Here is a 17,005-nt window from a genome sequence, read left to right as displayed (position 1 = left end):
AACCACCCGATCATGGCGACGGCGGCCGCGACGAGCGCGAGGCCGGCCCACAGCGGCACGTTCCGCGGCGAGAAGAAGGGGGTCTTGGGGAGTTCGGGCATGGTGCGGCCTCCGCCGGGGTTTCAGGACCTGGGGGCCAGGCCCTGATGGTCGATGAGCCTGTCCTGCGGCGTCAGCAGCACCCGGGGGGTGCCGCCCGCCGCCTCGAACGAGCGGGCCGCCGAACAGGCGCTGGCCAGCGCCGCCCCGCGGGTCAGGTAGTCGCCATGGAAGACGTGGTCGCGCGTGACTTCCCAGACCCCGCCGCGGCTGCGGACGCGGAAGACGCAGGTGCGATGCTGATCCCTCAGCAGGAGGGTGGCGCTCACGCGCCGCGGCTCGCGCGGTGCAGGGAGAAGGCCACGGGGAGCAGGAGCGCGGCCACGACGCAGAGGGCGGAGCCGGCGAAAAGGACGGACATTGCTGTCTCGAAGAGGCGCCGCGCCGGACTTGCTCGACCGCTTGCCTGGCGGCGCACGCCCGACGGCGCGTGACTCCTATATGGGGAGCGGTGTGGGATATGCCAGCGCTACCGCAGACGCTTGGCGCCGGCCGCCGCGCCGCTAAGGTCCCGCGGCCCAGTCAGGAGGACCTTCCCGCATGTTCCGGCGTCTCGCGCTTGCGCTCGCCCTCGCGTTCTCGTTCGGCTCCCAGGCGCTCGCCGCGCCCGAGCCCCAGGCGCACGATTTCGCGATCCGCGACTTCCGGTTCCGCACCGGCGAGCGCCTGCCCGAGCTCAAGCTGCGCTACTACACCCTCGGCCAGCCGCGCCGCGACGCCTCGGGCGAGATCGTCAATGCGGTGATGGTGCTGCACGGCACCGGCGGCTCGGGGCGGCAGTTCCTGAGCGCGCAGTTCGCCGACGTGCTGTTCGCCCCCGGCGGCCTGCTCGACCCGGCCAAGTACTACGTCATCCTGCCGGACAACATCGGCCACGGCGCCTCGTCCAAGCCCAGCGACGGGCTGCGGATGCGCTTTCCGAAGTACGACTACGCCGACATGGTGGAGGCCCAGCACCGCCTGGTCACCGAGGGCCTCGGCGTGAAGCGCCTGCGGCTGATCATGGGCACCTCCATGGGCTGCATGCACGCCTTCATGTGGGGGGAGATGTGGCCCGACGGCGCCAAGGCCCTGATGCCGCTCGCCTGCCTGCCGGTGGAGATCGCCGGCCGCAACCGCCTGTGGCGCAAGATGGCCGTGGACGGCATCCAGGCCGATCCCGCCTGGCGCGGCGGCGACTACCGGGCCCAGCCGGAGCAGGGCCTCAGGACCGCCCAGTCGCTGCTGATCCTGGCGGGCGCCGCGCCCATCAACATGCAGGAGACCCTGCCGACCCGGGCCGCCGTGGACGCCTGGGCGGAGAAGGAGGTTCCCGCCCGGATCGCCCGGGGCGACGCCAACGACCTGATCTACCAGCTCGAGGCCTCGCGCACCTACGATCCCTCGAAGGACCTGGAGAAGATCACCGCGCCGGTCACCTGGATCAACTCCGCCGACGACCTGATCAACCCGCCCGAGCTCGGCATCGCCGAGCGGGAGGCCAAGCGCCTGCGCAACGGCCGCTACCTGCTGATCCCGGCCGGCCCGTTGACCCGCGGCCACGGCACCCACACCTGGGCGGCGCTGTGGAAGGACGAACTGGCCGCGCTGCTGGAACGCTCGGAGCGCTGACACCGATCGGGCTCCCGGCGTGTTATCCTCTTCGAAGGCATTGGAGGAGACCCCGGATGAAGCTCTCCGACGAGGACCGCGACCGGCTCGCCCTGCACTCGGCGTTCGCGGTGCATCAGATCGCCCGCTGGGTCGCCACCCAGCCCGATGTGGCGCCGGAGATCCGAGAACGGCTGCGCGGCCACATCTCGGCGATCGAGGGCGTGCTGGTGACCAACGGCCACGACTGGATCCGGGATGAGATCGAGGCCACCGAGGCCGCGCTCACCTCCTGAGGCCGCTCAGCGGACGTAGCTCGCGCCGTTGATGTCCAGGACCGCCCCGGTCATCGACGCCGGAGCCTCCAGGGCGAGGTAGGCGCAGGCGCCGGCCACCTCCTGCGGGCTCGCGACCCGGCCCAGCGGAATGTCGGCGGAGAGCTGGGCGGCGTCCCGCGCCGCCAGGTAGTCCTCGGCCATGCCGGTGCGAACGAAGCCGGGGCAGACCGCGAAGGCCAGGATCTGCTCGTGGGCGTAGCCGCGGGCGATGGACTTGGTCATCCCGACCATCCCGGCCTTGGAGGCGGCGTAGTGCCAGTGCTCCGGGCTGTCGCCGCGATAGGCCGCCCGGCTCGCCACGTTGACGATCCGGCCGCCGCCTGTCTCGCGGAAGTGCAGCACCGCGCGGCGGCAGAGGTCCGCGGCGGCCTGAAGGTTGATCTGCATCGTCCGCGCCCAGCCCGCCTGCCACTCGGCCAGGGGCGCGTCCACGGCCACGGGCTCGAAGACCCCGGCGTTGTTCACCAGCACGTCGATGCGCCCGCCCAGCGCCGCCAGCGCGCGCTCCCACAGGATATCGGCGGCGGCGGGGTCGGAGAGGTCGGCGCCCAGCACGCCCGGCGCCTCGCGGCTGCCGTGGCCGACGGCGCGCGCGCCCTTCGCCTGGACCGCGTCCAGGATGGCGGCGCCGATCCCGCGGGTGGCGCCGGTGACGAGGATGCTGACGGGGTCGCTCATGCCGCTGTCCTAGCGGTCCGGCGGGCCGGCGCAAGCGGCGGCGTCAGCCGGCGTCCTCGGCCTGGGCGCGGTTCGCCTGCGCGATCGCCGCCGCCGCGGCGGCGAGGCTGAGCGCCGCGTCGATGTCCGCCTTGAGCGCGCCGCGCACCGACAGCCCCGGCGCCCGGCAGAGCGCGGCCAGCGCCTCGGCCAGGCCCGCGAGACCGGCGGAGGTGTCGGCCAGGTCTTCGGCCGCCGCGGCCCGATCCGCGCCGGAGGCGGCGACGAAGGCCTCGAAGCCCTCGGCGTCGCGGTCCCCGGCGCTCAGGGCCTGTTCGGCGAGGCGCCGGGCGGCGTCCGCCGCGGCCGCCAGTGCGGGATCGCCCCCGCGCCGGCGGGCGGTGATCGCGAACGCCTTGGCGGCGCAGGCGCAGGCCAGAGAGAGCGCGACGGCGGCGGCCGCGCCGGAGCCCGGCGCCGGCCGGTCGGCGGCGAGGTCCGCGAGGAACTCGCCCAGCGCCTGCTCGCGCGCCGGCCGCGCCACGGTCGGTCAGTCCTCGACGGTGAAGCCGACCTTCAGGGTCACCTGGTAGTGGGCGACGCGCCCGTCCTCCACATGGCCCCGGGTCTCGACCACCTGGAACCAGCGGATGTGCCGGAGGCTCTCGTTGGCTCGGCCGATGGCGGTCTGGATGGCGTCCTCGATCGAGGTCGTGGAGGAGCCCACGATCTCCATGAGCCGGTAGACGTTGTCGTCCTGCATGGTTCCCTATCCCGGTTGCGATAGGCCTGCTTACGCTCCAGCCGGCGGACGGTTCCGCCGCTCAGGGCTCCGGATCGAACAGCAGGAAGGCGGCGGTCGCGCCCGGCCGGATGGCGTGCACGCAGCCGGCGGGGATGAGCTGCAGGTCGCCGGCCGCCAGCCGGACGTCCTCGCCGTCCAGGACGAGGGTCAGCTCCCCCTCGACCATCAGCAGCGCCTCGGCCCAGGCGTGGGCTTCCGGCGCCAGGCCCTCGCCCTCGGTGCGGAACAGCTTCAGCCTCACGCCGCCGACGTCGCCCAGCACGGCGCGGCCCCACTGGCCGGGCAGGTCCCGGGCCAGGCGCGCGAGCTTCAGCGGGGCGGCGGTCGTCATCCGCCGAGACCTGCCACTCCCCGGGCCCCTCCGCAACGGGCGCCGGCGTTCGGTCAGCCCGCCGCCGCCCGCCGCGCGGCCTGGTCGGGTTCCGCCGCCAGCGCCTCGGAGATCGCGGCGTAGAGGCGCTGGACCTCGATCGGCTTGGCCACGCAGTCGTCCATCCCGGCGGCGCGGTACTCGGCCAACTGATGGGTCATGACGTTGGCGGTCAGCGCCAGGATCGGCGTGCGCGGGCGGCCGGTCCGGGCCTCCTCCGCGCGGATCCGCCGCGTGGCCTCCAGCCCGTCCATCACCGGCATCTGCGCGTCCAGCAGGATCACGTCCCAGTCCTGCGCCCGCCAGGCCTCGAGCGCCTGGGCGCCGTCGTCGACCAGGACGGGCTCGATCCCCGCCTGGGCGAGCAGGGTCTGGAGCACCAGCCGGTTGGTGGCGTTGTCGTCCGCCGCCAGCACGCGGATTGCGCCCGACATCAAGGGCGCGGCGGCGACCGCGGCCTCGCCGGCCTCGTCGGCCGGCGCCGCGGCGAGGGGCAGCGCAAGGACGAAGGTCGAGCCCTCGCCGGGCGTGCTTTCGGCGCGGATCTCGCCGCCCATCAGCCCGGCCAGCTCCCGGCAGATGGCGAGGCCGAGCCCGGTGCCGCCGTGGGTGCGGAAATCGGACGGCTGGGCCTGGACATAGCGTTCGAACAGCCGGGCGAGCTGATCGGGCGCGAGCCCCGGGCCGGTGTCGGCGACGCTCACCTCCAGGGCCTCGCCGGCCCGGCGGACGGCCACCCGCACGCCGCCCGCCTCGGTGAACTTCACGGCGTTCGACAGCAGGTTGTAGCAGATCTGCCGGATGCGGGTCGGGTCGCCCAGGTAGCGGCCGTCCGCCGCCGGGTCGATGTCCAGCGACAGCCGCAGCCCCTTGGCCTCGGCCGTCCCGGCGTAGGCCTGGGCGGCGTGGGTGACCACGTCCGCCAGGTCGAACGGCACGGTCTCGATCTCCAGCTTGCCGGCCTCGATCTTCGACAGGTCCAGCACGTCGTTGAGGATCGCCAGCAGGGCGGCCCCCGACTGGCGGATCACCGTCAGCCGCTGCGCCTGTGGGCCCGGCAGGGGATCGGCGTCCATCGCCTGGGCCATGCCCAGGATGCCGTTCAGCGGCGTGCGGATCTCGTGTGTCATCGTGGCCAGGAACCGGCTCTTGGCCAGGTTCGCGGCGTCCGCCTCGTCCCGGGCCTCGCGCAGCGCCTCGGTGTTCATCCAGCCGTTGCGGATGGCGATCCAGATGTGGGCCAGGAACAGGGCGCCGGCGAGCACGATGGAGATCACCCCGGCGGGTCCCAGGGTGGCGCTGCTCGCCAGCGGCAGGGCGAACCAGTGCAGCAGGAAGGGCGTGATCGCCACCGCCAGGATCGTCCGGTCGTGATGCATGTGGACGCCCACGTGCACCAGGCTGGCGGCCAGCAGGATGATGGTGACGGCCAGCCCTGCGGACCCGCCGTTGAGCCACAGGTAGGTGGAGATGCTCGCGTAGAGGCCGGTGCTGAGCGCCGTGGCGAAGGCGCAGAACAGCCGCTGGCCCTGCGTGGGCTGCACGTCCTCGGACTTCAGGAACGGGCCGAACGCCAGGCCGTCGGGGATCTGGGCCAGCGAGACGGCGGCCAGCCACAGCCACGGCCACATCGACGGGGCCAGCGCGTAGCTGATGCCGGCCACGACGGTCGCCGCCCCCATGCGGGTGAACCGCTCGCGGGCCCGCGCCTGGGCGATCAGGGCAAAGTCGCGGCCGGCCCGCATCTGGCGCATCTCCATCCGGAACCCGCTATTCCACCACACGGCGACTAACGAACCGTTCCCGAGGCGGCCGGCCTGGTCTGCGCCGCCCGCCGCCAACTCCCGGGGCGGCGGCGGGAAGGCGGTCGGCCAGACGGCGCGCCGTCCAGCGACAGATCTCCACGCCGATCGCGCCCATGGCGAATAGATCGCGATATATCTTGCAGTCCGATATATCGCGGACTATATCGGCTCTCATGAGGCACATGCATCGCTACGGCTGTCAGAGCCGCTTCACCGCCACCGACGAGGCTGGCCGACATCATCATTCCTGGGGCCGCCACGGCGGGCGCCATCGCGGCGGCCGGGCCGGACGCTTCTTCGACTATGGCGAGCTCCGCCTGCTGATCCTGTCCATGCTCGCCGAGCGCCCGCGCCACGGATACGAGCTGATCAAGGACGTGGAGGAGACCTTCGGCGGGGCTTACAGCCCGAGCCCGGGGGTGATCTATCCGACGCTCTCCTGGCTCGACGACATGGGTTACGCCGCCGCCGAGGCGGAGGAGGGCGGCCGCAAGCGCTACCGGGTCACGGAGGAGGGCGAGGCCTTCCTGGCGGCCAACCGGGCGGCGGTGGACGGTCTGAGGGCCCGCGGCCGCGAAGCCGGCGGCGGCGGCCGGCGCGAGGTCCCGGCCCAGGTGGTGCGCGCCATGGAGAACCTGAAGCTCGCGCTGCGCCTGCGCCTGCGTCAGGGCGGGTTGACCCCCGAGGCTGCAGAGGCCATCGCCGCCACCCTCGACGAGGCCGCCCGCACGGTGGAGCGGAGCTGATGGGCGAGGCGCCCGTCCGCAGCGTGGCCGAGGTGGCGACGGCTCACGCCGCCAGATATCTCGTCCAGCTCTGCAAGCACTTCGCCCACCGGATTCCGGCCAGCCACGCCGAGGGGGTGGGGCGGATCGAATTCCCGATCGGCGTCTGCGACCTCGCCGCCGACGGCGACGGCCTGCGGATCACCGTGACGCCGGCCGCTGCCGACGAGCTCGAGGCCCTGAAGGACGTGGTCGTCCGCCACCTCGTCCGCTTCGCCTTCCGCGAGGAACTGGTCTTCGACTGGCGTCGGGCCTAGGAGGCCGCGGCCGTCGGTCGTCGCGGCCGCTTCCGGGTCAGCACCCACACGCCGAGCGGCAGGTTGACCGCCACCGCCGTGAGCACGCCTGGCGCATAGCCGCCGAGCGCGATCGCGGCGGGGACGTGCGGCGCGAGCACGTTGGCCAGCAGCACCGCAGCGGTGGCCCGCAGCGCCCACCAGCCCGCGTCCGCTCGGGCGGTTCGCGCCGCCCACAGGAGCAGCCCGCCAGCCGCCACGCTCACCGCCAGCAGGGCGGCCTGGAACGCCGCGGCGCCCGGCAGGGCGAGCGGCGCCCCCAGCCGCGCCAGCAGGGCGGCCGCCTCGGAGCGCACGGCCGGGTACGTCAGGCCTTCCTCGAGGTTGTGCAGCAGCACGGCCCCGAGCAGCAGCCCGGCGGCCAGCGGTCGCCGCCCACGCGCTTCGTCCCATGCTCCGGCCGCGCCCATGCCGAAGCCTAGCATCTCCTCACGTGACATGGATCAAGGCGGCCGGCGGCGCCACGGTTCAGGCTGTTGTCTTCCCAGCCCGGAAGCGCCCGTGCCGTCGCCGACCCGATCCCGCTCCCGTATCCGGCCGCCCGCCGGCCTGTCGGCGGCGCGCCCCGCCTCGCCGCTCGCCTTCTTCCTCGTCCTGGCCGGCCTCGCCGTTCCCCTGTGGCTGGCCAGCGACCGCTTCGGGGTGATCGGCTCGCTGCGCATCCCGACCACCGACCTGCTGCTGGCCTTCGCCCCGATGGCCGCGGCCCTGCTGCTCTGCGCCGTCCGCGAGGGCTCGGGCGTGGCGTTCGCCCTCCTGCGGCGGACGGTCGACCTCGCGGTGCTGCGCCGGCCCCGCTGGCTGGCCGCGACTCTGTTCCTGCCGCCCGCCATCTATCTCGGCGCCGCCCTCGCGGTGCGGATGACGGGCATGGCCGAGCCCGCCCCGGCCCTCGACCTCCTGCGGCTCGCGGCGCTGCTGCCGCTGTTCCTCGTCCTCGCGGCTGGCGAGGAGGTGGGCTGGATGGGCTATGCCTATGATCCCTTGCGCGCCCGTTTCGGCGCGGTGGGCGCGGCCCTGGTCCTGGCCGCGCCCTGGTGGGCTGGGCATCTGCCGTCGATGGCCCAGATCGGGGCCACGCGGCTGGACGTCGCCGCCTGGGCGCTGGGCGCCGTCGCCCTTCGTCTGGTGATGGGCTGGCTCTACCTGGGCTCGGGCAGCCTGTTCGCCGTCGTGTTGTTCCACGCCCTGCTGAATCTGTCGCGCATCGCCGCCTTCCCCGCCGCCGGGGCTCACTACGCCAGCGCCTACCAGGTCGCCGCCGCCGCGGCGGCGGCGTTGGCCGCGCTCGCCGTCCTGCCGGCTCTGCTGCGCCGTGGCGGCGGGTAGCAGGCGCGCCTGAGGCGGCCGCGAAGAACCTACGTCCGGTTCTGACGCAGCCTGGCCCCACAACACCCAGGCCGCGGGATGGTCCTGCGGCCGCGGCGCAGGACCGCTCCCATCGGGACGATGGGCCGGAACATCTTGCGAACAGAGAACGAAGGCGGTACAGCTCTCGTCCTCGACCGCGAGTCGAACGCCAGCCGGGTTGGCGGAATCGTGGGATAGAAGGGGTTGGACATGGCTCAATCGGCGTTGAAACTCGTGGCGAAAGAAGACGGAGATAAGCAGCGCGCGCTCGAGGCCGCGCTGACGCAGATCGATCGGGCCTTCGGCAAGGGCTCGGTCATGAAGCTGGGCGACAAGGGCAAGGTCGTGGAGATCGAGTCGGTGTCGACCGGCTCGCTCGGCCTGGACCTGGCGCTGGGCATCGGCGGCCTGCCCAAGGGCCGCATCATCGAGATCTACGGGCCGGAATCGTCGGGCAAGACGACGCTCGCCCTGCACGTGGTCGCCGAGGTCCAGAAGGCCGGCGGCACCGCCGCCTTCGTGGACGCCGAGCACGCGCTCGACCCGTCCTACGCCCATAAGCTGGGGGTGAATCTGGACGACCTGCTGGTCGCCCAGCCCGACACCGGCGAACAGGCGCTTGAGATCACCGACACCCTGGTGCGCTCCAACGCCGTGGACGTCATCGTCGTCGACTCGGTGGCGGCGCTGACGCCGCGGGCCGAGATCGAAGGCGAGATGGGCGACAGCCTGCCCGGCCTTCAGGCCCGCCTGATGAGCCAGGCGCTGCGCAAGCTCACCGCCTCGATCTCCAAGGCCAAGACCCTGGTCATCTTCATCAACCAGATCCGGATGAAGATCGGCGTCATGTACGGTTCGCCCGAGACCACCACGGGCGGCAACGCGCTGAAGTTCTACGCCTCGGTGCGCCTCGACATCCGCCGCACGGGCTCGGTGAAGGTCCGCGACGAGATCGTCGGCAACAACGTCCGCGTGAAGGTGGTGAAGAACAAGGTGGCCCCGCCGTTCCGCGAGGTCGAGTTCGACATCATGTACGGCGAGGGGATCTCCAAGCTCGGCGAAATCATCGACCTCGGCGTGAAGGCCGGCGTGATCGAGAAGTCCGGCTCCTGGTTCTCCTACAACTCCACCCGGATCGGCCAGGGCCGCGACAACGTCCGCGAGTTCCTCAAGCAGAACCCGGACATGGCCAACGAGATCGAGCGCGCCGTCCGCGGCGCCAAGTCGACCATCGAGGAAGAGCTCCTCGTGGGCGGCCCCGAGGACGGGGAGGAATAAGGCTTCTCGCCCGGCGGCTCCGCGGCCAGGGCGGCGCCCGCCAACCCACGCCGATCCCGGCCACCCCACGCGGGGCATGACGCCGGGCGAGACCGGACGCCTGAGGGACCGCCCCCTCAGGCGTCCTTTTTCTTTGCGGTCGCGGCTTAGTTTCGTAAACCCTCGCCCGCCCCCACTTAGGGGAACATCGCGACCACACCCGTTATCGGAATTCCAATGGCGACCCCGAACGAGATCCGGACCCACTTCCTCGACTTCTTCGGTCGGAAGGATCACCAGGTCGTCGCCTCGGCTCCCCTGGTGCCGCAGAACGACCCGACCCTGCTGTTCGTCAACGCCGGCATGGTGCCGTTCAAGAACTACTTCACCGGCGCCGAAACCGCGCCCTGGCCGCGGGCGGCCTCCTCGCAGAAGTCGGTCCGCGCCGGCGGCAAGCACAACGACCTCGACAACGTCGGCTACACCGCGCGCCACCACACCTTCTTCGAGATGCTGGGGAATTTCTCCTTCGGCGACTACTTCAAGGAGCAGGCGATCAGCCACGCCTGGGAGCTGCTGACCAAGGAGTTCCAGCTCCCGGTCGAGAAGCTGCTGGTCACCGTCTACCACGAGGACGACGAGGCGTTCGGCCTTTGGAAGAAGATCGCCGGCCTGCCGGACGAGAAGATCATCCGCATCGCCACCTCGGACAACTTCTGGTCCATGGGCGACACCGGCCCCTGCGGCCCGTGCTCCGAGATCTTCTACGACCACGGCGCCCACATCCCCGGCGGTCCCCCGGGCAGCCCGGACGAGGACGGCGACCGGTTCGTCGAGATCTGGAACCTCGTCTTCATGCAGTTCGAGCAGTTCGCCGACGGCACGCGGACGAACCTGCCCAAGCCGTCCATCGACACGGGCGCCGGCCTCGAACGCGTCGCGGCCGTGCTGCAGGGCGTGCACGACAACTACGACGTCGACCTGTTCAAGGATCTGATCGCGGCCGCCAAGCGCGAGCTGCGGGCCGAGGGCGCTGAGACCACCCCGTCGCACCGGGTGATCGCCGATCACCTGCGCTCCACCAGCTTCCTGATCGCCGACGGCGTCACGCCCTCGAACGAGGGCCGCGGTTACGTGCTGCGCCGGATCATGCGGCGCGCCATGCGCCACGCCCACCTGCTGGGCGCGGACGAGCCGCTGATGCACCGCGTCGCGCCGACCCTCGTGCAACTGATGGGCGACGCCTATCCCGAGCTGCGCCGCGCGGAGCCGGCCATCGTCGACACCCTGCGCCAGGAGGAGGAGCGGTTCCGCCGCACGCTCGGCCGCGGCATGGTGCTGCTCGACGAGGCGACCGCGGGCCTGAACGAGGGCGACGTCCTGCCGGGCGAGACCGCCTTCAAGCTCTACGACACCTACGGCTTCCCGCTGGACCTCACCCAGGACGCGGTGCGGGCCAAGGGCCTGACCGTCGACCTGGAAGGCTTCGACGCCGCCATGGCGCGCCAGCGCGAGCAGGCCCGCGAGAACTGGGCGGGCTCCGGCCAGGTGGCCGCGGCGGCCGAGTGGTTCGCGATCCGCGATCGGCTGGGGCCCACCGAGTTCATCGGCTACGACACCACCGAGGCCACCGGCGAGCTGCTGGTCCTCGTCGCCGACGGCAAGGAAGTCGACCAGGCCGGCGCCGGTCAGACCGTTCAGGCGCTGTTCGACCGCACGCCCTTCTACGCCGAGAGCGGCGGCCAGGCGGGCGACAAGGGCGAGGCCGAGTGGGACGGCGGCCGCGGCCGCGTCCTCGACGTCCAGAAGCAGGCCGGCGACCTCCACGTGCACGATCTCGAGATCCTCGAGGGCGCGCTGGCGGCCGGCGCGCGCGTGCGCCTGGCGGTCGACGCCGAGGGCCGCGCCTCGACCCGCTCGAACCACTCCGCGACCCACCTGCTGCACGCGGCCCTGCGCAACGTGCTCGGCCGCCACGTCACCCAGAAGGGGCAGATGGTCGACGGCGAGCGCATCCGCTTCGACTTCAGTCACGGCCAGCCGCTGACGCCCGAGGAGATCGACCGCATCGAGGCCGAGGTGAACGCGGTGGTCCGCCAGAACCTGCCGGCGCAGACCAAGAACATGCGCGCCCAGGAGGCCATCGAGGCCGGGGCCATGGCCCTGTTCGGCGAGAAGTACGGCGACACCGTGCGCGTGCTGACGCTGGGCCGCGCGCTGGACGGGCAGGGCGACTACTCGGTGGAGCTGTGCGGCGGCACCCACGTCTCGCGCACCGGCGACATCGCGCTGTTCAAGATCGTCTCGGAGCAGGGCATCGCCGCCGGCGTCCGCCGGATCGAGGCGCTCACCGGCGAGGCGGCCCGCCGCTACCTGCTGGAGCAGGCGCAGGTGTCCAAGTCGCTGGCGGAGCAGTTCAAGGTGCCGGTGGACCAGGTGGCCGCCCGCGTCGACGCCCTGCAGGCCCAGGCCCGCAAGCTCGAGAAGGACCTCGCCGAGGCCAAGCGCCAGCTCGCCATGGGCGGCGGCGGCGGCGGCGCGGCGGCGGGGCCCGAGGAGATCGGCGGCGTGAAGGTCATGGCCCGGGTCATGGAAGGCGTCGGCGGCAAGGACCTGCGGCCCATCGCCGAGGAGTTCAAGAAGCAGCTCCCCGACGGCGTCATCGCGCTCGTCGGCTCGGCCGAGGGCAAGGCGGCGGTGACCGTCGCCGTCACCGGCCAGGCCCAGGGCCGCTTCAACGCCGTGGAGCTCGCCAAGGCCGCGGTGCAGGCCATGGGCGGCCAGGGCGCCGGCGGCCGGCCGGACTTCGCCCAGGGCGGCGCGCCCGACGGCTCCAAGGCCGCCGAGGGCCTCTCCGCCGTGAAGAAGGCGCTGGCGGGCGCGTAAGCCACCGCCGCCTCAGCGTCCGCCGACGAAAACGGCGGCCGGGTCGCCCCGGCCGCCGTCTTCATGTCAGCCCTGGCGGGGCGCTCAGGCGGCTTCGCCGAGCGCCTTCTCGAGGTTGGCCGCCACCTTGTCGATGAAGCCCTCGGTGGTCAGCCAGCCCTGGGTGTCGCCGACCAGCAGCGCCAGGTCCTTGGTCATCGAGCCGCTCTCGACGGTCGAGACGCAGACCTGCTCCAGCGTGCGGGCGAAGCGCGACAGCTCCTCGTTGCCGTCCAGCTTGGCGCGGTGCTCCAGGCCCCGCGTCCAGGCGAAGATCGAGGCGATCGAGTTGGTCGAGGTGCTCTCACCCCGCTGATGCTGGCGATAGTGGCGGGTGACGGTGCCGTGCGCGGCCTCGGCCTCCAGGGTCTTGCCGTCCGGCGTCACCAGCACCGAGGTCATCAGCCCCAGCGAGCCGAAGCCCTGGGCCACCTGGTCCGACTGCACGTCGCCGTCGTAGTTCTTGCACGCCCAGATGAAGGCGCCCGACCACTTCAGCGCGGACGCCACCATGTCGTCGATCAGGCGGTGCTCGTAGGTCAGGCCGGCGGCCTTGTACTGCTCGGCGTACTCGGCCTCGAAGACCTCGGCGAAGATGTCCTTGAAGCGCCCGTCATAGGCCTTGAGGATGGTGTTCTTCGTCGACAGGTAGACCGGATACTGGCGGTTCAGGCCGTAGGCGAAGCAGGCGTGGGCGAACTCGCGGATCGAGTCGTCGAGGTTGTACATGCCCATGGCGACGCCGCCGCCCGGGAAGTCGAACACCTCGTGCTCGATGGTCTCGCCGTTCTCGCCGTCCCACTTGATGGTCAGCTTGCCCTTGCCGGGCACGCGGAAGTCGGTGGCCTTGTACTGGTCGCCGAAGGCGTGGCGGCCGACGATGATCGGCTGGGTCCAGCCCGGGATCAGCCGCGGCACGTTGCGGCAGATAATCGGCTCACGGAAGACCACGCCGCCCAGGATGTTGCGGATCGTGCCGTTCGGCGACTTCCACATCTTCTTGAGGTTGAATTCCTTCACCCGCGCCTCGTCGGGGGTGATGGTCGCGCACTTGATGCCCACGCCGTGCTTCTTGATCGCCTCGGCGGCCTCGACCGTCACCTTGTCGTCGGTGGCGTCGCGGTGCTCCATGCCGAGGTCGTAGTACTCGATCGGCAGGTCGAGGAAGGGGAAGATCAGCTTGTCCTTGATCAGCTTCCAGATGATGCGGGTCATCTCGTCGCCGTCCAGGTCGACGACGGGGTTGGCGACTTTGATCTTGGCCATGTGGCGGGGCGCTCCGAGGGGGGGAACTTCCAGTGTGGGGGGCCGTATAACCGCCCCGGCCCCCGACGCAAAGGCCAAGGGGGCGGTAGATCAGCCCACGCTGGCGCTCACCAGCCGGCCGAGCTCGGCGAGCAGGCCGGCCTGCCCCTCCGGAGACAGCGTCGAGCCCGACAGGAAGGCGGCCACCGCATAGCTCCGCCGGTCGGGCAGGGTGACCAGGCCCACGTCGTTGAAGGCCGTGGTGATCCCGAGGTGCGTCCCCGAGGTGCCCGGCTTGTGCGCGAACCGCGACCCCGCCGGGAAGCCGGCCAGCAGCCGGTCGCGCCCCCGGGGCGTCGCCAGCATCAGTTGCAGCAGGCGCCGCGTCGACGCCGGCGAGAGCAGCTCGTACCGGTCCAGCCGCAGCAGGAAGTCCAGCGTGGCCCTGGGCGTGGCGGTGTCGCGCGGGTCGCGCATGTAGGCGGCCATGGCCGCGCGGCGGGTCGCCTCGGGCACGGTGGCGCGGGCCTGCTCGAAGCCGGGGCCCTTCCAGTCCGGGCGGAAGGACGACATGCCGTAGATCTCGGTCTGCAGCTCGCGCTCGTAGCGGTCCACGCGGATCTCGTTCAGCCGCTCGGCGCCCAGCCAGGCTGAAACCGCCCCCGGCCCCCCGATCCGCTTCATCAGCAGGTCGGCGGCGGTGTTGTCGCTGTCCGTCACCGCCGCCGCCAGGATCTCGCCCACCGTGTAGTCGCGCCGCGCGGGCCAGGCGTCGGCGATCGGCGACCAGGCGGGCGACAGGTCTTGCGCCTCCACGATCACCGCCTCGTCCAGCGCCAGCCGGCCGGCGTCCACCTCGGCCAGCGCCGCGGCGCCCAGCGGCGCCTTGAAGACGCTCTGCATGGGGAAACGGCGGTCGCCGTTCATCGTGTAGTGCTCGCCGCTCTCCAGGTTCATCAGGCCGAAGCCCAGGGCGGCCGGCGCCGCGCGGGCGGCCAGCGCCGCGGCGCCCGCGTCCAGCCGGCGCATGTCGAGCTGCGGGGTGGTCGAGGCCGTCAGCGGCATGTCCTGCTCGCAGGCCGCGACGCCGAAGGCGAGGCCGAGGCTCAGGAAATGGCGGCGGGGAAGGGTTGCCAGGGGGACCTCCTGAAACGACAACGCGCGCGATGAGTGAAACGTCGATCCCCGAACCTGTCGTGATCCTGAACGCCCCGCAGCTTGCGGAGAACATCGGCGCGACGGCCCGCGTGATGGCCAACTTCGGCCTCAAGGACCTTCGCCTGGTCAACCCCAGGGACGGCTGGCCGCAGGAGCGGGCCTGGGCCTCGGCCTCCGGCGCCGACTGGCCGCTGAACGCCGCCCGCGTCTACGACGACGTGGCCGGCGCCATCGCCGACCTGCAGCTCGTGTTCGCCACCACCGCCCGTCCCCGCGAGCTGCAGCTCCCGGTGATCACGCCCCGGCAGGCGGCGCGGCAGCTCGCCGACGCGGCCGCGGAGGGCCAGCGCGTGGGCCTGCTGTTCGGCGGCGAGCGGGCCGGCCTCGAGACCCAGGACATCGCGCTCTGCCAGGCGGTGGTGACCATCCCCATCGACCCGCGCTTCCACTCGCTGAACCTCGCCCAGGCCGTGGCCATCAACGCCTACGAGTGGCGCACCACCGTGGCCGACGCCCCGCCGCCGAAGTTCCGCGAGGGCGCGCCGCCCGCCGACGGCGCGGCGCTGATGGGCCTCTACGAGCACCTGGAGCGGGAGCTGACCGAATCGGGCTTCTTCCACCCGCCGGAGAAGACGCCGTCCATGGTCCAGAACCTCCGCGCGGCGCTTGGCCGGGCGCGGTTCACCGACCAGGAGGTCCGCACCCTGCGCGGCGTGGTCACCGCGCTTTCGCGCGGTCGGGGCAAGGTGCTGGAGAAGCTCTCCAGGCGGAAGGACGAGGGCTGAGGCTTGCCCTCCCGGCCGGGCGAGGGAAGTATCGCCGCCCCGCCGGATCAGGAGATTGAGCCATGGCCGCCGTGACCCGACTGCTCGCCGCAGGCGCCGCGCTGCTGCTGGTGCTGGGGTTCGGCCCGCGCGCCGCGGCGCCCCCGCGCAAGGGGGCCGAGCGCGGCGTCCGCCAGGCGCTGGTGCGCCTGAACCAGCGGCTTTCCAAGCGCGACCCCGCCGTCGTCGACGAGTTCATGCCTGACGAGGACACCCTGCTGGTGGGCTCGGAGCTGGGCGAGGTCGCCCGCGGCCGGGCCGGCCTCGAGGCCCACTTCCGCACCCTCTACGGGCGCACCGAGACCCTGTCCTACGACTGGCGCGAGGTCGAGGTCTCGGTCCACGGCCCGATCGCCTGGCTGCACGCCGAGGGCCACGCGGTGGTCCGCGAGGCCGGCGCCGAGCAGCGCCGCCCTTATCGCCTCACCGGCGTCTTCGAACTCTCGCACGGCCAGTGGAAGTGGCGCCTCTTCCACGGCTCGGAACCCGCCTGACCGCTAGGAGCATCCCATGAGCCAAGGTCCCTGGAGCCACCACCGCAGCGCCGCCCTGGCCGACGACATCGACTTCGAGATCAAGGGCCAGGAGCTGCAGTTCGTCGAGATCGAGCTCGACCCCGGCGAGAGCGCTATCGCCGAGGCCGGCGCGCTGGTCTGGAAGGACGCCGTCGTGGGCATGACCACCGTCTTCGGCGACGGCTCGGGCGGCCAGGGCCAGGGATTCATGGGCAAGCTGCTCGGGGCCGGCAAGCGGCTGGTCACCGGCGAGAGCCTGTTCACCACCGTCTTCACCCACAACGGCTCCGGCAAGGCCAAGGTGGCCTTCGCCTCGCCGACGCCCGGCGCCATCCTGCCGCTGCACCTGGCCGAGCTCGGCGGCACGCTGATCTGCCAGAAGGACAGCTTCCTCGCCGCCGCGCGCGGGGTCTCCATCGGCATCCACTTCCAGCGGCGGATGATGACCGGCCTGTTCGGCGGGGAGGGCTTCATCATGCAGCGCCTGGAGGGCGACGGCTGGGTGTTCGTCCAGATGGGCGGGACCGTCGTCGAGCGCACGCTCGCGCCCGGCGAGCAGATCCACGTGGACACCGGCTGCCTGGCCGCCTTCACGCCCTCGGTGGACTTCGACCTCGTCATGGCCGGCGGGGTGAAGAGCGTCTTCTTCGGCGGCGAGGGCCTGTTCTTCGCCAGGCTCACCGGACCGGGCAAGGTGTGGATCCAGTCGCTGCCCTTCTCCAGGCTCGCGGGCCGGATGCTGGCCGCCGCCGGCGGCACGGGCCAGAACGCCGGCGAAGGCTCGATCCTCGGCGGCCTCGGCGACCTGATCGGCGGCAACCGCTGACCTTCAGTCCCTCCCCCGCCGGGGGAGGTGGCCCCAAGGGCCGGAGGGGGTCCGCTCGGACGCCGCTTCCGACCCCCTCAGCCGGCTTCGCCGACAGCTCCCCGGCGGGGGGAGCGACTTAGGGATGTCTCCGCCCCCGCAACGTGCAAACGCGCCGGCG

Annotated in this window: 19 protein-coding genes; 10 read left to right on the top strand and 9 right to left on the bottom strand. The window is 72.3% G+C overall.

Translation table 11 applies throughout. The annotated features are described in order from the left end of the window. Positions 1-122: 122 nt before the first annotated feature. Positions 123-368 (bottom strand): hypothetical protein, encoded by a 246-nt coding sequence (locus ACE3Q8_RS04355; RefSeq protein ID WP_374469017.1) that lies wholly within the window; start codon positions 366-368, stop codon positions 123-125. A 271-nt stretch (positions 369-639) separates the two neighbouring features. Between ACE3Q8_RS04355 and ACE3Q8_RS04350 the strand changes: the two genes are divergently transcribed. Next, a complete protein-coding gene (locus ACE3Q8_RS04350; RefSeq protein ID WP_374469016.1) occupies positions 640-1,710 on the top strand; it encodes an alpha/beta fold hydrolase in 1,071 nt (356 codons plus the stop codon). A gap of 56 nt (positions 1,711-1,766) precedes the next feature. Next, the gene (locus tag ACE3Q8_RS04345; RefSeq protein ID WP_374469015.1) at positions 1,767-1,985 is read left to right on the top strand and encodes a hypothetical protein; all 219 of its coding nucleotides are present in this window, start codon (positions 1,767-1,769) and stop codon (positions 1,983-1,985) included. Positions 1,986-1,991: 6 nt separating this feature from the next. On the opposite strand, the gene ACE3Q8_RS04340 is transcribed toward ACE3Q8_RS04345, so the two are convergent. The 5 genes from ACE3Q8_RS04340 to ACE3Q8_RS04320 all read right to left on the bottom strand — a co-directional run bounded on the left by ACE3Q8_RS04340 (position 1,992) and on the right by ACE3Q8_RS04320 (position 5,604). Beyond that, positions 1,992-2,705, bottom strand: coding sequence for an SDR family NAD(P)-dependent oxidoreductase (locus tag ACE3Q8_RS04340; RefSeq protein ID WP_374469014.1), 714 nt, complete (start codon positions 2,703-2,705; stop codon positions 1,992-1,994). 43 nt (positions 2,706-2,748) lie between these two features. Then, the gene (locus ACE3Q8_RS04335) at positions 2,749-3,228 is read right to left on the bottom strand and encodes a cyclodeaminase/cyclohydrolase family protein (RefSeq protein ID WP_374469013.1); all 480 of its coding nucleotides are present in this window, start codon (positions 3,226-3,228) and stop codon (positions 2,749-2,751) included. A gap of 6 nt (positions 3,229-3,234) precedes the next feature. Further along, on the bottom strand, positions 3,235-3,447 hold the full coding sequence (locus ACE3Q8_RS04330) for a dodecin (protein WP_374469012.1): 213 nt from the start codon (positions 3,445-3,447) through the stop codon (positions 3,235-3,237). Positions 3,448-3,508: 61 nt separating this feature from the next. Then, a complete protein-coding gene (locus ACE3Q8_RS04325) occupies positions 3,509-3,820 on the bottom strand; it encodes a cupin domain-containing protein (protein ID WP_374469011.1) in 312 nt (103 codons plus the stop codon). 53 nt (positions 3,821-3,873) lie between these two features. Then, on the bottom strand, positions 3,874-5,604 hold the full coding sequence (locus ACE3Q8_RS04320; RefSeq protein ID WP_374469010.1) for an ATP-binding protein: 1,731 nt from the start codon (positions 5,602-5,604) through the stop codon (positions 3,874-3,876). Positions 5,605-5,846: 242 nt separating this feature from the next. Here ACE3Q8_RS04320 and ACE3Q8_RS04315 point away from each other — a divergent pair, with 242 nt between their 5' ends. Together ACE3Q8_RS04315 and ACE3Q8_RS04310 are read left to right on the top strand one after the other, a co-directional pair. Then, entirely contained in the window at positions 5,847-6,410 is a 564-nt protein-coding gene (locus tag ACE3Q8_RS04315; RefSeq protein ID WP_374469009.1) for a PadR family transcriptional regulator, read from the top strand. Beyond that, the gene (locus ACE3Q8_RS04310) at positions 6,410-6,706 is read left to right on the top strand and encodes a DUF2218 domain-containing protein (protein WP_374469008.1); all 297 of its coding nucleotides are present in this window, start codon (positions 6,410-6,412) and stop codon (positions 6,704-6,706) included. The genes ACE3Q8_RS04315 and ACE3Q8_RS04310 overlap by 1 nt, the downstream gene beginning before the upstream one ends. Here the strand turns inward: ACE3Q8_RS04310 and ACE3Q8_RS04305 are convergent. Continuing rightward, the gene (locus ACE3Q8_RS04305; protein ID WP_374469007.1) at positions 6,703-7,185 is read right to left on the bottom strand and encodes an HXXEE domain-containing protein; all 483 of its coding nucleotides are present in this window, start codon (positions 7,183-7,185) and stop codon (positions 6,703-6,705) included. The genes ACE3Q8_RS04310 and ACE3Q8_RS04305 overlap by 4 nt on opposite strands. A 61-nt stretch (positions 7,186-7,246) precedes the next feature. On the opposite strand from ACE3Q8_RS04305, the gene ACE3Q8_RS04300 reads away from it, so the two are divergent. The 3 genes from ACE3Q8_RS04300 (at position 7,247) to alaS (ending at position 12,238) form a co-directional block, all read left to right on the top strand. After that, positions 7,247-8,074, top strand: coding sequence for a CPBP family intramembrane glutamic endopeptidase (locus ACE3Q8_RS04300; RefSeq protein ID WP_374469006.1), 828 nt, complete (start codon positions 7,247-7,249; stop codon positions 8,072-8,074). A 231-nt stretch (positions 8,075-8,305) separates the two neighbouring features. Next, positions 8,306-9,373 carry a recombinase RecA gene (gene recA, locus ACE3Q8_RS04295; protein WP_374469005.1) on the top strand — a complete coding sequence of 356 codons (1,068 nt, stop codon included), beginning with the start codon at positions 8,306-8,308 and terminating at the stop codon, positions 9,371-9,373. 216 nt (positions 9,374-9,589) lie between these two features. Beyond that, positions 9,590-12,238 (top strand): alanine--tRNA ligase, encoded by a 2,649-nt coding sequence (gene alaS / locus ACE3Q8_RS04290; protein WP_374469004.1) that lies wholly within the window; start codon positions 9,590-9,592, stop codon positions 12,236-12,238. A gap of 84 nt (positions 12,239-12,322) precedes the next feature. On the opposite strand, the gene ACE3Q8_RS04285 is transcribed toward alaS, so the two are convergent. After that, on the bottom strand, positions 12,323-13,543 hold the full coding sequence (locus ACE3Q8_RS04285) for an NADP-dependent isocitrate dehydrogenase (protein ID WP_374469003.1): 1,221 nt from the start codon (positions 13,541-13,543) through the stop codon (positions 12,323-12,325). A 90-nt stretch (positions 13,544-13,633) separates the two neighbouring features. Then, entirely contained in the window at positions 13,634-14,587 is a 954-nt protein-coding gene (gene bla / locus ACE3Q8_RS04280) for a class A beta-lactamase (RefSeq protein ID WP_374469002.1), read from the bottom strand. A 101-nt stretch (positions 14,588-14,688) separates the two neighbouring features. Here bla and ACE3Q8_RS04275 point away from each other — a divergent pair, with 101 nt between their 5' ends. The 3 genes from ACE3Q8_RS04275 (at position 14,689) to ACE3Q8_RS04265 (ending at position 16,845) form a co-directional block, all read left to right on the top strand. Continuing rightward, complete coding sequence (locus ACE3Q8_RS04275; protein WP_374469001.1) at positions 14,689-15,465, top strand: RNA methyltransferase; 777 nt, start codon at positions 14,689-14,691, stop codon at positions 15,463-15,465. A 62-nt stretch (positions 15,466-15,527) separates the two neighbouring features. Beyond that, positions 15,528-15,998, top strand: coding sequence for a nuclear transport factor 2 family protein (locus ACE3Q8_RS04270; RefSeq protein ID WP_374469000.1), 471 nt, complete (start codon positions 15,528-15,530; stop codon positions 15,996-15,998). A 16-nt stretch (positions 15,999-16,014) separates the two neighbouring features. Beyond that, positions 16,015-16,845, top strand: a complete 831-nt coding sequence (locus ACE3Q8_RS04265; protein ID WP_374468999.1) for a TIGR00266 family protein — start codon at positions 16,015-16,017, stop codon at positions 16,843-16,845. Positions 16,846-17,005 lie beyond the last annotated feature (160 nt).

The organism is Phenylobacterium sp. (genome assembly GCF_041913825.1).
In the GTDB taxonomy this organism is placed as follows: Bacteria; Pseudomonadota; Alphaproteobacteria; order Caulobacterales; family Caulobacteraceae; genus Phenylobacterium.
Note: the sequence above shows the minus strand (reverse complement) of the source record. Positions and strands in the feature narration are given on the sequence as shown.